The sequence below is a fragment of the Bradyrhizobium sp. MI1.10 genome (assembly GCF_055811035.1).
Genome location: NZ_JBVVPN010000017.1, coordinates 64,768 through 77,053, shown reverse-complemented (window position 1 = coordinate 77,053; position 12,286 = coordinate 64,768). Strand labels below are relative to the sequence as shown.

The 12,286-nt window shown below is 56.1% G+C and carries 10 protein-coding genes and 1 pseudogene; 3 read left to right on the top strand and 8 right to left on the bottom strand.

Features of this window, described 5'->3' with window-relative positions; translation table 11 throughout:
• Positions 1-24 precede the first annotated feature (24 nt).
• The 4 genes from AC0L3K_RS19310 to AC0L3K_RS19295 are packed head-to-tail and all read right to left on the bottom strand — an operon-like array spanning position 25 to position 5,349.
• Positions 25-315, bottom strand: coding sequence for a chorismate mutase (locus tag AC0L3K_RS19310; protein ID WP_473366636.1), 291 nt, complete (start codon positions 313-315; stop codon positions 25-27).
• Positions 316-318: 3 nt separating this feature from the next.
• Positions 319-1,665 carry a phenylacetate--CoA ligase family protein gene (locus AC0L3K_RS19305; protein WP_473366635.1) on the bottom strand — a complete coding sequence of 449 codons (1,347 nt, stop codon included), beginning with the start codon at positions 1,663-1,665 and terminating at the stop codon, positions 319-321.
• A 36-nt stretch (positions 1,666-1,701) separates the two neighbouring features.
• Positions 1,702-3,858, bottom strand: coding sequence for a HemK family protein methyltransferase (locus AC0L3K_RS19300; RefSeq protein WP_473366634.1), 2,157 nt, complete (start codon positions 3,856-3,858; stop codon positions 1,702-1,704).
• 15 nt (positions 3,859-3,873) lie between these two features.
• The gene (locus AC0L3K_RS19295) at positions 3,874-5,349 is read right to left on the bottom strand and encodes an NAD(P)/FAD-dependent oxidoreductase (RefSeq protein WP_473366633.1); all 1,476 of its coding nucleotides are present in this window, start codon (positions 5,347-5,349) and stop codon (positions 3,874-3,876) included.
• Positions 5,350-5,921: 572 nt separating this feature from the next.
• On the opposite strand from AC0L3K_RS19295, the gene AC0L3K_RS19290 reads away from it, so the two are divergent.
• The 3 genes from AC0L3K_RS19290 (at position 5,922) to AC0L3K_RS19280 (ending at position 8,537) form a co-directional block, all read left to right on the top strand.
• Entirely contained in the window at positions 5,922-7,208 is a 1,287-nt protein-coding gene (locus tag AC0L3K_RS19290) for a hypothetical protein (protein ID WP_473366632.1), read from the top strand.
• Positions 7,209-7,366: 158 nt separating this feature from the next.
• On the top strand, positions 7,367-8,134 hold the full coding sequence (locus AC0L3K_RS19285; RefSeq protein WP_473366631.1) for an HpcH/HpaI aldolase family protein: 768 nt from the start codon (positions 7,367-7,369) through the stop codon (positions 8,132-8,134).
• A 112-nt stretch (positions 8,135-8,246) separates the two neighbouring features.
• Positions 8,247-8,537, top strand: a complete 291-nt coding sequence (locus AC0L3K_RS19280; RefSeq protein ID WP_473366630.1) for a hypothetical protein — start codon at positions 8,247-8,249, stop codon at positions 8,535-8,537.
• A gap of 482 nt (positions 8,538-9,019) precedes the next feature.
• On the opposite strand, the gene AC0L3K_RS19275 is transcribed toward AC0L3K_RS19280, so the two are convergent.
• The 4 genes and pseudogenes from AC0L3K_RS19275 to AC0L3K_RS19260 form a co-directional block, all read right to left on the bottom strand.
• Positions 9,020-10,243: an MFS transporter gene (locus tag AC0L3K_RS19275; protein WP_473366629.1), complete on the bottom strand. Its 1,224-nt coding sequence runs from the start codon at positions 10,241-10,243 to the stop codon at positions 9,020-9,022.
• A 492-nt stretch (positions 10,244-10,735) separates the two neighbouring features.
• Positions 10,736-11,194, bottom strand: coding sequence for a 3'-5' exonuclease (locus tag AC0L3K_RS19270; RefSeq protein ID WP_473366628.1), 459 nt, complete (start codon positions 11,192-11,194; stop codon positions 10,736-10,738).
• A gap of 81 nt (positions 11,195-11,275) precedes the next feature.
• Complete coding sequence (locus AC0L3K_RS19265) at positions 11,276-11,461, bottom strand: VRR-NUC domain-containing protein (RefSeq protein WP_473366627.1); 186 nt, start codon at positions 11,459-11,461, stop codon at positions 11,276-11,278.
• 248 nt (positions 11,462-11,709) lie between these two features.
• Positions 11,710-11,953 (bottom strand): annotated as a pseudogene (locus AC0L3K_RS19260) (SOS response-associated peptidase); the annotation flags it as partial.
• Positions 11,954-12,286: the final 333 nt, after the last annotated feature.

Below are 12,286 nucleotides of genomic sequence, written 5' to 3'. Positions count from 1 at the left end.
GGACACAAGGCACGGCCAGAACTGTCACTCGCCTTTGACAATCGCCTCCTCGATGCGGCAGGCCTCAGCAATTATCAGGTCGTAGAGCGATCTGAGGAAATGCTCCGGCAAGTCGTGTTCATCGGCGAACTTCGCTACCTTTGATCCAATTTCGGCAACTCGCTTAGCTTGCATGATCGGAATTGCGGAATTGCGCTTCACGATACCGACACGACGAATTATCTCGAAGCGATCGCGCAGGCAGGTAAGGAGTCGGTCGTCGCACTCGTCGAGTGCCCGGCGGTAAGGTTGAAGCAGCGCGTCGGGAGCCGTCAAGGGTCAACCCTCCGTTAGTTGAAGTTTTGGGTGCGTTTGGTGGAGCGACGGTGTCTTTCCGCTTCGAGTGATAAAGAATTGCTCGACCGCACAGGCCTTGACGTCGAAGGTCTCGCATCTGCCTGACGTAAAGACGTTGCGGAGATGATGTCTGGCAAGTATCAGAGACTTCAGGTCGGAATCCGAGTGGCCGATAACGTGCTGCTGATCGACTCTGAGAAGAGCCGCGAACTGCAGGCCGGTCCAAGTAATTGACAACTGAAACTGCGCCGGCGACGAGATCCCTGCGGGCCGCAATACATCAAGTAGAATCTCTTCTGACATATTGAAGCTGTCGATTAGGATCGACCATGCAGTCCGACCTTCGAGACGAATCCGCTTGGTATGGCTCCCGCACTCGCATGGCTCTGTAAGCGCTGTGGCCCGATCACCAATTCTGGATCGCAACAGGGCCATACCCGTATCGGAAAATGGAGTGATCAATAGTTCGCCGGATTGGCCAGTTGCCACTGGATCCCAAGTTGAGGGCGAGACAATTTCGGCATGATACGCATCCTGATTTATGTGATAAGTCGAGTGATCGCAGGACGCACACTGGTATCCGATAGGGCCCGTCTCGGTCGTGGTGTACGAGGTGGCCCGCACTAACAATCCTCTTTCTTCGAGAAAATGCGCATCCGGCTCCTGAATGCTGCCACTGTGGTAGAGGGCGTTTCGGAGGAAGCAGGACGTGTCGGCGGGAGCTTGCGCCACTATTGCTGTCAGGACTTTTGGGGTCGAAACAACGGTGTCAATCTGGTGGCGCCGAATCAGATCTAGCACGCGCTCGATGGGGGCTTTGATCCCTATGGGAAACGTCAGTACCGGAAGAAATTGCCCCAGGTCGTGGACGAACATTCCGGAGCCCAGAAGGTCTCCGAAGCTGGCGCAGTTCGCCAGCTTCTTTGGCAAAGAGTTCGCCAGAGCCGCCTTGAGTCCTCGCGCACCAATGAACTTGACCTGGTCGTTGTAGTCCCATGAATGATACATGAATTTCTCGGCACCTGACGTGCCGCTCGAGCCTAGCGCGATGCCGGGATCGTTAGGATTGAAGAGATAAGAATCGGAAGCCGGTGCCCGGCTGAGATCTGAGGAAGAGAATGGCGCCAGATGTCGCAGACCCTCAAATGTGTCGACGTCGCGTAGCGCGGGATACGTCTCCAGCAGGCGATCAACGGAACGGATCGCGGCGATCAAGTTCTTGAAGTTGCGTTTTGCCAGGCTGTCGATTTCGTCCGCTGACAAAGCGTCAAGATTCTCCGCAAGGATCATTTTACTTCTCGTCCGCGGAGCGATAATGGCTCTTGTCATGTGCATATCCTGGGTCTGCCTGGTATTTGGTGGAGCTCACATTGCAGAGACGTGGCGGATAACCTCCGCGGCGTGCGACAGCTGCTCGGGCGAGTGCAAGGCACTCACGGCAAAGCGTAGCAGGCCGGTACCTTGCGCCACGGTTGGATAAAACGCGGGAAGCAGCAATATCCCTTCTTGCCGGAGCTTCTTTGCTGCGGCAAATGCCAGCTTCTCATTTGGGATCCGCAGGCCGCGGATCGGAGTGGGTAAATCAGCATTTTCGAGTTGAGACTGTGTCTCGCGATCAAACTGCTGCAGGTTCGTTCGCAATATCTTCTGAAGCGCGAGTACAGTGCCATCGAGATGCAGACCGATGCTCGCGACATTTGCCGCGAGCAACGGCAGCATGATCGAATGTCCGAAGACCAGAGGATTCGCGCTCTTCCTCGCACTAGCCACGTCGTTCTGATCGGGCAGAGCAACATATCCTCCGGCTCCGCCGAATGCCTTCGACAGCGAGCCTACTAGGATTGCATTTCGAGGGATCGACGGCCCGAGCGCAGAAGCCGCATACCCTTGGCCAAAATCTCCGGAAATTGACGTGCCGTGCGCGTCATCGATGTAGAGATAGCCGCCGAATTCGCCCACGAGTCTTTGCAGGTACGCAACGTCAATCAAGCCGCCCATGGAACCGACGCCGTCGGTAAGTATCACAGGCGTTCTGCCCGCGGACGCCGCAGCCTCCAGCCCCTCTTTAAGAGTATTCGGAGCTGTAAGATCAAAGCGCCGAACGGGTCCGATTTGTTCCAGAACTCCTCTTAAGATCTGCATTGAGGCGTGGGCAGTTCGCTCGATTAGGAACGTGGGGCCTGCTTTTGCGATCGGGAAACTGGACAATCCCCCCGCGCCAAGCAGTGGAAGGATGCCTATGTGCACGTTACTAACGGAGCTAAAGCTCAAGCAGTGCATACCGCCATGAATCTGTCCAAGTCCCTCATCCAGCGAGGGAAGAAATGGCGGCATCATTCGGTTTCTCGACGATGAGAAATGAACACCGAACCTGTCGATCGCTGTCCGAGCGGCTTCGACCAGCCTTGGATGCGATTCCAGACCCAGATACGAACAGGAAATGAATTCCGTCGCCCAATCTCCATTTCGCAGTTGCACCGATTTGCCGTCTCGGCGTTCAAAGATGTGGCCCGTTACGCCCTCTTCGAAGCATTGGTCGATCATGGATGACGTGCGATTTAAGCGTTGCCGGAACCAGGAAGCTCCTGAGTGCTTGCGGTTTCCCAAATAATCGAATGATTGGCGCCGATCGTCATTCACTGAGCATGGCGCTCCGAGACGAATTGCCTTCGTCCAACGCGGCCTGTTCTCCTGATCGGTTTGGGTCTCCATTCCAGCGAAGACGCCCAGGGATTCAAGAATGCCGTGGACGGCCTGGCCCTGCTCGTCTCCATGCTCGACGAAGTAGGCTCCGCCAGGTTTCAGGAGCCTCGCCGCGATCACCGCAGTGCTCTCAAGCACGCCCAGTCCGTTTCGGTCGCTGTAAAGCGCCATACCTGGCTGATACTGTGCCCATTCGGGCGGGATTGTCTTCTCGGGGGGAACATAAGGAGGATTCGCCAGGACGAGATCGAAGCGGGCCTCCATGTCCGATAACAACTCTGGATCATTGACGTCCCCTTGCATTAGCCGAATGGGGGTGTCACCAGCGCTGAGCCGCTGTCTTTCATTATGATGTGCGTATACGAGCGCATCGTTGCTGAGCTCGACTCCGAACACGCCTGCATCAGGTCGATGATGGGCAACGGCGAGCGCGATTGCGCCGATCCCAGTGCACAAATCGAGCACCAGCGGAGTTGACCGATTCCCAAGGAAGTCTAGCGCCGCTTGAAGATACGTCTCCGATTGTCGTCGAGGAATGAAGGCGCCCGGGCCTACCCAGAAATCCAATCCTCCTAGACGAGCGGTCCTGGTCAGATACTCCAGAGGAACACGACGAGCGCGCTGCTCAATGAGCCTGTCAAAGATACCGGCGAAGGCGCTCTTACTTACTCCGCCCGCATCTGCTGCTGCGACCGCAATAAGAGCCAAGACGTCTCCTTGGGGGTCGCGGACGCCAGTGCCCTTGAGCGTCTGAACTGCATGCTCGAACAGAGAGCCAAGAAATTCATCTTGGGGTGGTACGACGGATGTGTGATTCATGGCTTTGCGCGACAGCTAGTTGTAGTTCTTGTAATAGCCGTCAAGCTTTGATCGAATTCCCTCGTGCATCATGGCGCAAACCAATATTTCTGCAGGGGGAGTGAAGGTGCTGTGAAGCTCTTCTGAAATCTCGACGTATCGCCGCTCAAGATGCTTAGCGATACGCGGTGGCCAGTCGACCGGGACATTCCAATCGGCCTCGTATCCCGTCGCAAGCATGTGGGTCACAGCTTGTTGGACAATTTCTTGACGTGTGCCCATGCAGAGTGGCCGCCGCACGGGTGAGAATTCCGGCGCGAACGGTGGACTGTCTGGGGCGAGGATCCGGTCCGCCAGTTTGGTCGCCAATAGAGGTGACTGGTGGAGACCGTCTCGATATGTGCCGGTCAGCATCCAGATGCCTGTGGAATCGATCTCGCCTATCAGGGGAAAGCCGTCGACTGGAACGGGTCGATTGCCGACTTGCAGAGCTATGACGCGCGCCGAGACCAGATCTGTGTGCAACTGCTTCAGGGCACAGCCGAGCAAGAAGTGAAGATCGCCTATAGCGGCGTGGGTTTGTGGCTCGTTGGATATTATGTTGGTGGCGCCGACATACAGGACCCCAGGCTCTCGCGGCACGGCATGAAGGCCGCAGGCGAATGCTCGATTTGGGGTGCGGGTCACTGTCGATGGACAGCCGGCCTCGTCGACCCTGAGCACGGCCGATATGCCGTATCCACTGACCATGGGAGGGACGTACCGCGCGACTTCTGGCAGAGCCCGGCTCAGAAGATCCAGCGACTTGACCCCGGCTGCTAGGACGACCTGCTTGGCTGGTATCCAGGCCCCGTCATCAAGGGTCACACCTTCGACACTTCCGCTTTTGGAGGAGATGTCTGACGCGTTCCCGTTGAAGAGCAGGCCGCCCGCCGAGACGAATGCTCGTTCGATCATCGGCAGGTAAACGGCCGCATTCACCGAGTGTTCGCCGGCTATGTGCAGCGCCTTGAGCGCCCGGGCTCCATCCTGCGGGGTCAGCCAATCGATGTCGGATTCGTCGAGAAGTTCATAGGGAGATTGATACTCATCCAAGGCCGATTTCATAGCCCTGAAGTTCGCGGAATCTACTGCTGATGTCCCCACCGTGTTTAGAATGACCGTCGTCCCGGAACGAGAGCGTACACTCGACGCGTTTGTTCCGGTCATATCCGCGAGCGAGGCAATCCAATCGCTCCAGAGAGCCGTCGCGTCAACATCCATCTGAAGCTTCATTCGTCCAAAGCGGCTGGAAAGAAGCTCACGAGTGACCTCGCCAAAGCAACCGTTCATCGCGCCCGCGGCAGGTGAGGCACCCCATTGCCTCGATGAAGGACCGATCACCGCAACCCGACAATTGCGCCTAGCGAGTTCAACGCCCAGGGCGAGTCCCAGAGCTCCATTTCCGACAATCGCCACATCGACGCCTTTGATCCCGGTAGGCCCATTTGCTTCAGTTCTTGATGCGGTCATGTTGCTACTTCAATCCTTCCAGCGTGTTGCATTTTTCAGCGTTCAAACTTCGTCACACCGTTTTTCGTTGGTGAGCATAGGCGTTTTAGCTGGTTGTCGGCGTCGGTCTTAAAGGCGCCGCCATTCAATGTTCAATCAAAACGGGAGTCAAGATTATGCGACCTAAAGATGTAAAAAAGATTCCGGCAATCGGGAATTACTGGAAGTTGACCGCATCTCTGATCCATGACTAAGGTTTTCAAAAATACAACCAGGTGTTGTTCAAAAATATATCAATTAAAGAACACACCTAGACGTTGCTCAATGATTGATCGTCATGCTGAGTTAGTGGCGAGACGAAAATCCCATCAATGGACGAGCATTGATGGACCAAATGAAGAGGTGTCCATGATGCGGGTTCGTGCCGACGTTTTCGCAAACGCAATTCATCAGCCAGTCCGTCACCTCGCAACGGAGTTCCTCTCTTCCCGCAGGCGAGTCATCGACTACACAAGGCTCCCGTCTGGTTCATTCGACCGGGAAGCACGTCACTGCACATCAGCGGCTCCGAGTGATATGCGAGGCGCGAGAGGATGATAAGGCACACCCGCCCACGCTCGTACGGCGAGTTCCTCAGCAAAGGCGCACACGGTGCTGCGCTTCATCTCTTGGATAGAGATGGCCGGCCGTTGGGTGAGCGGAGTGCTCCAGCGTTCGCGCTGGCCGGCGTGGAGATTGAAGAGCGAATCTCGACATTCCGTGGCCGGGAAGGAAAATCTATGAATTTTTCGGGCTATAAGCAGGTGATGAGCAATTGGAGTGCGTCTATCTCTGCTCTGCGCTCGCTTCGGAGAGCCTATCGTGACTATTCAGGTGCGGAGCATTTCGCCGTAAATCATCTTTGGAGATTTGCCCGGATCGTATCAAGTGTACCAGCTTTCCTTGTCTTTCGACGGAACGCTGCAATGATCGATGGTGAAATTCCCACGTACATTGCCGGCTTGTATAAGATCGGCGGAGGACCGTTCCTGACTAGCATCCGTGTGCTCATGGATAGCGATCCGGACGAGAGGTTCTTCCGTACGATGACGCCAGAGGCGTATCTCACCTACACGGAAGACAACGGTATTTTCAATGTTCGCTCGGGTGCGTGCGCGGCGCCACCCAGGTTAGTCCTCGACTTTTTGAATATGGTCATTGTCGGACGGGAAGATGCTCCCTCGGATCTTCGCGATGTTCTGCCAGACCTGGACGACGCAAATGGTTTCTTCGGCTATGGAGTCGCCTGCTTGAAGCAGGACTATCTTAAGCTGCAGTACTCGCTGCATGTGGTGGAATTGTATCTGCGCCTCCGGCTGGAGTGCCTTAGTAGTCTCGATCATTTGGCAATCATTGATCAAATCGCTTCCAGTATGCTGGAGGAGTCAGGATGGATCTTTGGGATAGGTAAGAAAATATTTGACGCCGAACTACTTTGTAGCCCCGACGTGGGGTTGTTGAGAAGGCACGAGGCTCAGATCAAATCGGCAATGAAGGCCGTACAACGAGAATTGCGTGATTTGTCGTGGAACGTCGAATGGAGCAGCCTCACGGTCTCCGGTCGAGCCGAGCCCGGCGATGGTGTGATGAGTAAAGGGTCGGGTCGAGTGAGCATCAGCTGCAGCGGCGTTCCAATCGATATGGCTGTCGGCCGGGCGCTTTCTAGTTTTGGGGCCGACCTGCTGTCGCTTGAGAGCTATTTTCTGAAGGCATTTGCGGACATTCAGGCCGAGATCGATGAATCACTGGGATGGGCGCGGCCGGAAAGTCTCTCGCGCGACATGTTGAGCAAGGGAACCGAAGGTCCTTCAATAGGAGATCTTGTTGCTTTCACGCTGTGATGGGCCGCGAGCGTCGAAGTCGAAGAGAGAATCCTCGGCGGTCAAATGCGGGAACTCAAGCGAACTCGATCCCTCGGAAAATGGGATCGCACCAGGTGAGATTTCCATAGGCATCATACGAGTGCGACCCACTCTTAACTAAGGTAAGGAAAGAAACTGTGGCAGCAGGCATGTGCTTTAAGGAGCGAATAAGAGCTGGATCCAAGATGATTGGTGCTTGGTCGTTGACCGGTTCTGCCGACGTCGCTGAAATCATGGCGATGGCGGGATTTGACTTCATCGTAATCGATCATGAGCATGGTCAAGGAAGCATCGAGAGCGCAGTCAGTCAGCTAAGAAGTTTGAAGGATACCGGCTGCGCTGGGATTGTGCGAGTACCCAGCAATGATCCTATTTACATCAAGCGTGTCCTTGACATTGGCGTTGATGGGATAATCGTTCCCAATGTCGGGGAAAAAGCGGCCGCAGAAAGGGCGGTTGCGGCATGCAAGTATCCTCCATCAGGTACGCGCGGCGCCTTTTCGGGCATGCGAGCTAACCGATATGGACTAGATGCGAGCTACCACCAAGGGTCGAATGATGCGATTACCATCATTGTACAAATCGAAAGCCGCGATGCTGTCGGAAACGTCGCCGACATCGCGCGGGTCGATGGCATTGATGCCTTGTTCATCGGCCCACGAGATTTGTCTGCGTCGTTGGGAAAGCTAAACCGCTTTGACGATAGCGAAGTATCGAGCGTCATAGCGCAAGCCGAAAGTGCTATTAAGCATTCTGGAATGCGGATGGGGAGCATTGCGCTTGGGCCCGAACGTGCTCGATCAATGCTGGCGAGCGGCTACGACTTTGTCGTTTCTGGCAGTGACACGTCGATCATTGCCCAATCAAGTGCGTCGATTGTTCGTACCGCGCTTGGTTCACCTTAAATTGCGGGGACACAGGCATCGCACTGATGGCGCGCCTTCTCGAAACCTCGAGAAGGTAGGGCGCAGAAGAGCAATCTTGTGATAGAGGGGCGCACTGGCTGCGAGTGGGTTCATGACTATTTCAAACGATCACAGAGATCGATCTACGTTGTGCGGCGTCCCGAACGGTGGCCGTATAGATGGCGGCAATTGGGTTGGAGAAGAAGGTTCTCATAAGAGACACGATAACTACAATTCTAACCCTATGCCGACCGTCGGCAACGAAAATTCTACAGCAGACGGCGGAAATGGTGATTACGATAACGGCAGCCACGGATACGGTCCTGAAGACCATTACTATAGCATTGAAGACTGCGGTCACGGCGGCTATGAGATCATGCACGGCATATTGCCATTGGAGTGAATATCGTTGGATTGCCGTTAGCTTGATCGTCGATGTGTCGACTGCGACGTCCAGCTGCTTGCAAGGGTAAGGAGGGCGACACGTCGGAGGCAGCCTCAAGCCCGGGCGAGAACTGTCTTTTCAGGCGCTTGAAGAAGACGCTCCGGGAACGAGCGCTGGGCACGAGACGCGGCCAAGCTTACGCTTGAGGATTTTGAAGCCGAGTTGGGCAAGCGTTACCCCGTGATCGGGGCAATTTCGCGGTGGGCGGGGCAGCACATTATCCCGCTCTTTGCCTCCCCCCCGGAGATCCGGAAAATAGTTTGATCTACACCAACAACGCGGTTCAGGCGCTCAACGGTCATCGATCCAGTCCCAATCGATTGCGGTCGATGATCTGGCCCAACCACAATCTCCAAACTGCGCTCAGCCCAAATCAAGACTCCAAGTCAGAGGCTTACATGCTACCCACAGCCGACTATCGACCTTGGCAACGTCGCGGCTCAGGGGCCTTCTTTCACGTGCTCTTTCGTGCGCATCGTCCATATCTGCGAATGAACTAACAAAAGTAACACAAGCGACATCATTGCTAACGCCGGCAAGAGCATTGCTATCCTTAGCCCCCACACAGCGCAGACAGTGCCAGCAATAAGGGAGCCGATAGGGCCGCCGCCACCCATGCCCAGCTGAAACAACGACATGAGGCGCGCTCGGTGACTGGGCGGTGCCATGATTTGCACAATGGTCCGTGCCTGCGTCAGGGTAACGCCAGCCCCGAGCCCCCATAGAAAGTTCAGAGCGACGAAGACGGGAAACGGGGGAATCGTCGATAATCCCGTCAACACCAGGGTGCCGACTCCAACCGCGATCGCAATCACCCTTCCGCGAAGCACAAGGCGCCGCGCTACGCTGGCCATGGCAATGCTCGCGATGATCGTAGCGGCCCAGAAGGCGAAGCTGGTATATGCCAGTTCTGCCGAACTTCCTGCATACGCGTCGCGCACGGCAAGAGGGATCACAGCCATGAATGGACCGACATAGAATACGCCGATACCAAAGTTGAGCAGCAGGACTGGCCAAATTTGCTCTGATCGCGCGGCCTCCGATACACCTTCAGTTATACCCTGCCAAAGACTTCCCTTCTTTGCGTTCGAGCTGCGTGGTTGGTCAGATATCCAGAAAAGCGCGGCGCAGCCTGACAGCAGAACAATGCTATTCAATAGCAAGAGTGGCGGTGCGCCGAAGTGATCGGCCTGGGACCCGCAAGCAATCCCGAGTAGCTGGCCGACGAATTGCATCGCGGTGACATAAGCAACTGCCGACGGCAATTCAGCGCGTTGCACGATGGAAGGTAGGAGGGCATCTCGAGTTGGAATCGCGAAGGCACTAATTGCGCCCATCGTGACGCCATACCCAATTAGCAACGGATAGCTGAGTTCAGCCTGCCAGATCGCCCAAGCAAGCGCGAGCGGCGGCAGCGCATATAAGATGTGGTAGAGCGCTAGCAGGCGGCGGGGGTTTCCACGATCGGCAACAAGGCCGCCTAGTGGTAAGAACAGAAGGCCCGGTGCCATGAGCGCGGCTTGGGCAATTCCGACGGCAAACGCGTCCATCCGCAAAACGACCGCGACCAGCCAAGGGAATAGCACCATCTGTACACCAAGCGGTGCGAACCAGCTCGCTAACCCAGTGAGGTAGGCAGATAAAGCAAATCGGCTTGAACTCACAGGGCAATCCCTTTTGGCTGATACCAACCACCATCGATCTTCAGAAGGGAGGCCCTAAGCAGTCCGATATCGGTCAGAAGAGTAAGCCGCATCGAATGTCCCAAGTGTCAGGTGCACTAGGATCAACTACAACTTGCCGGATGTCAATTTTAAGTCTTCCCGCAGCAGCGGCGTGTTCAATAGCCGTTCATACTCGCTGACCGCGACGCGCCCCCTCCTCGGCCGCCATCGTTGGCTGTTCACGGCGATCTTAGTTTAAGACCGCGTGTCAGCTCTGCAGTCGTTACACTCACGCACTCCGGTCTGCCGGTTGCGAGCCTTGGGTACCGCGTTGGCGCTCCCGTTGGCTACGGCCTGCGACGTTTGATGGTTGTTAGGATCGACTGAATTCTCAGATGCAGCGCATAGCTCGGCCATTCCTGGCACCTGCTGGTTATGAAAAGCTACGTCTCTTCGCGGTACTCTCTTCATTCCGCTTCTTGTTGATGAGATTCAACAACTGCGCCGAGGCCCGCGCATCGCATAAGGCTCGATGATGATTGGCGAGCGAGATGCCATATATATCGCAAAATTTCCCAAGTCCGTAGGCTTGTGTCCCGGATAGCGCGGTTGCATTCCGGCGCACGTGCAGAGCTTGGGAAATCTGAAGCGCCGCGTGATCCTGTCGAATTCGTAGGCCATGAAACCGTAGTCGAAGCTGACATTATGAGCGACGAAAATGCTGTCACCCATGAACTCTATGAAACGGTCCGCGACCGCCGCGAACAAAGGTGCGTCCCGAACCATTTGGTTCGTGATGCCCGTCAGCTGAACGATCTTTGCGGGAATGGAACGCCGAGGATTGATGAGAGAATGCCACTCGTCGACGACACAGTGATTATGAACCTTCATCACGCCGATCTTGGTGATGCCATTCGACCAGGAGCCGGTCGTCTCGATACCGACCACCACGTAGTCCTGCTCGGGACAAAACGATAATCCACCCACCGATCTCAGCGATGATGCCGGCGGCGCCGAGTTGGCGAAGGCGGGTCAGCTGGTTGCGGCGATCACGTCCTCCTCGGCCTTGACCTCCATGAAGAACGCTTTGCCGTCCTGCACCAGCATTAGGTCGGGGAAACCGTCCCGCATGCTGCGGAAATCGTCGCTCGTGCTGCGGACGATGCTGGCTATGGCGGTCGGATCGAATCCTTCGAGCAGCGCGCGGAGCGCCTCCACTTGAACGTGATCCCAACTGAAGATCCCATTCGGGCCGCCCATTTTGCTGCGACGGTGCGTAGGATCAACGGAAGAGAAGCTCCGGACGCGATCGCGGCCAGCTTCTCGTCGATCGTCACGGCAAGGAGCCGACGGAAGCTACGGGGTAGCCAGTCGAACCCGCTGGGCATTGGGGCATCTCTCGAAAGTCCCTCGAGACGCGCTATGAATGCGTGATGATCCGGGCCAAGCGAAGGCGAAGCCGGGTTATCTTCCTTCAGACCCCGAGCGACGGTCCGGAGCGCTCTGTCCGGAAGCGGCCGTTGCAGCTTCAGGCTTCCTTGGCTGCGGCGGCATCCATGTGTCCACTTCGTCTGGCGTCGTCAGGGGCATCGCCTTCGATGTGGCACCGACCTCCGCATTCGGCTCGGTCGTCAGAAAGACGTAGAGGTCGTTGGTGGTTTCGCCCTCCTTGACCTTCCGAACGGCCGTCCAATTGGTCCAGATGCCTGCGATATCCAGCGAACCTAATCAGCTCGAGCGCGAGGCGTCATCGCGGCTAGGTTGTCGTTGACCAGGACCTTTCGGAAAGACCGTTCACTATTGCGCTCAAGCTCTAGCGAACGGGTTCGTGATGGACATCGGAGGGAGACCCGCCTCTCCTTTCGATCTGGGCACGTGCTTATCCTATTGCCTTTCATTTCAGGCGTGGCAAGCTGCCCTGACCGCGGACTGGATCCGCCAAATCAGTCGGGACGCGTCCTTGGCTGCAGTGCGCTAGACCAGCCACAGTACTGATAAGCTTTCGTATGTAACCTTATCAGTACTGACGACTAGAGCCGTTCG

Bases quoted from the DNA above. Each gene is read 5' to 3' on its own strand.
- AC0L3K_RS19300 (WP_473366634.1), bottom strand. From the start codon at position 3,858: ATGAATCACACATCCGTCGTACCACCCCAAGATGAATTTCTTGGCTCT.
- AC0L3K_RS19290 (WP_473366632.1), top strand. From the start codon at position 5,922: ATGATAAGGCACACCCGCCCACGCTCGTACGGCGAGTTCCTCAGCAAA.
- AC0L3K_RS19295 (WP_473366633.1), bottom strand. From the start codon at position 5,349: ATGACCGCATCAAGAACTGAAGCAAATGGGCCTACCGGGATCAAAGGC.
- AC0L3K_RS19305 (WP_473366635.1), bottom strand. From the start codon at position 1,665: ATGACAAGAGCCATTATCGCTCCGCGGACGAGAAGTAAAATGATCCTT.
- AC0L3K_RS19280 (WP_473366630.1), top strand. From the start codon at position 8,247: ATGACTATTTCAAACGATCACAGAGATCGATCTACGTTGTGCGGCGTC.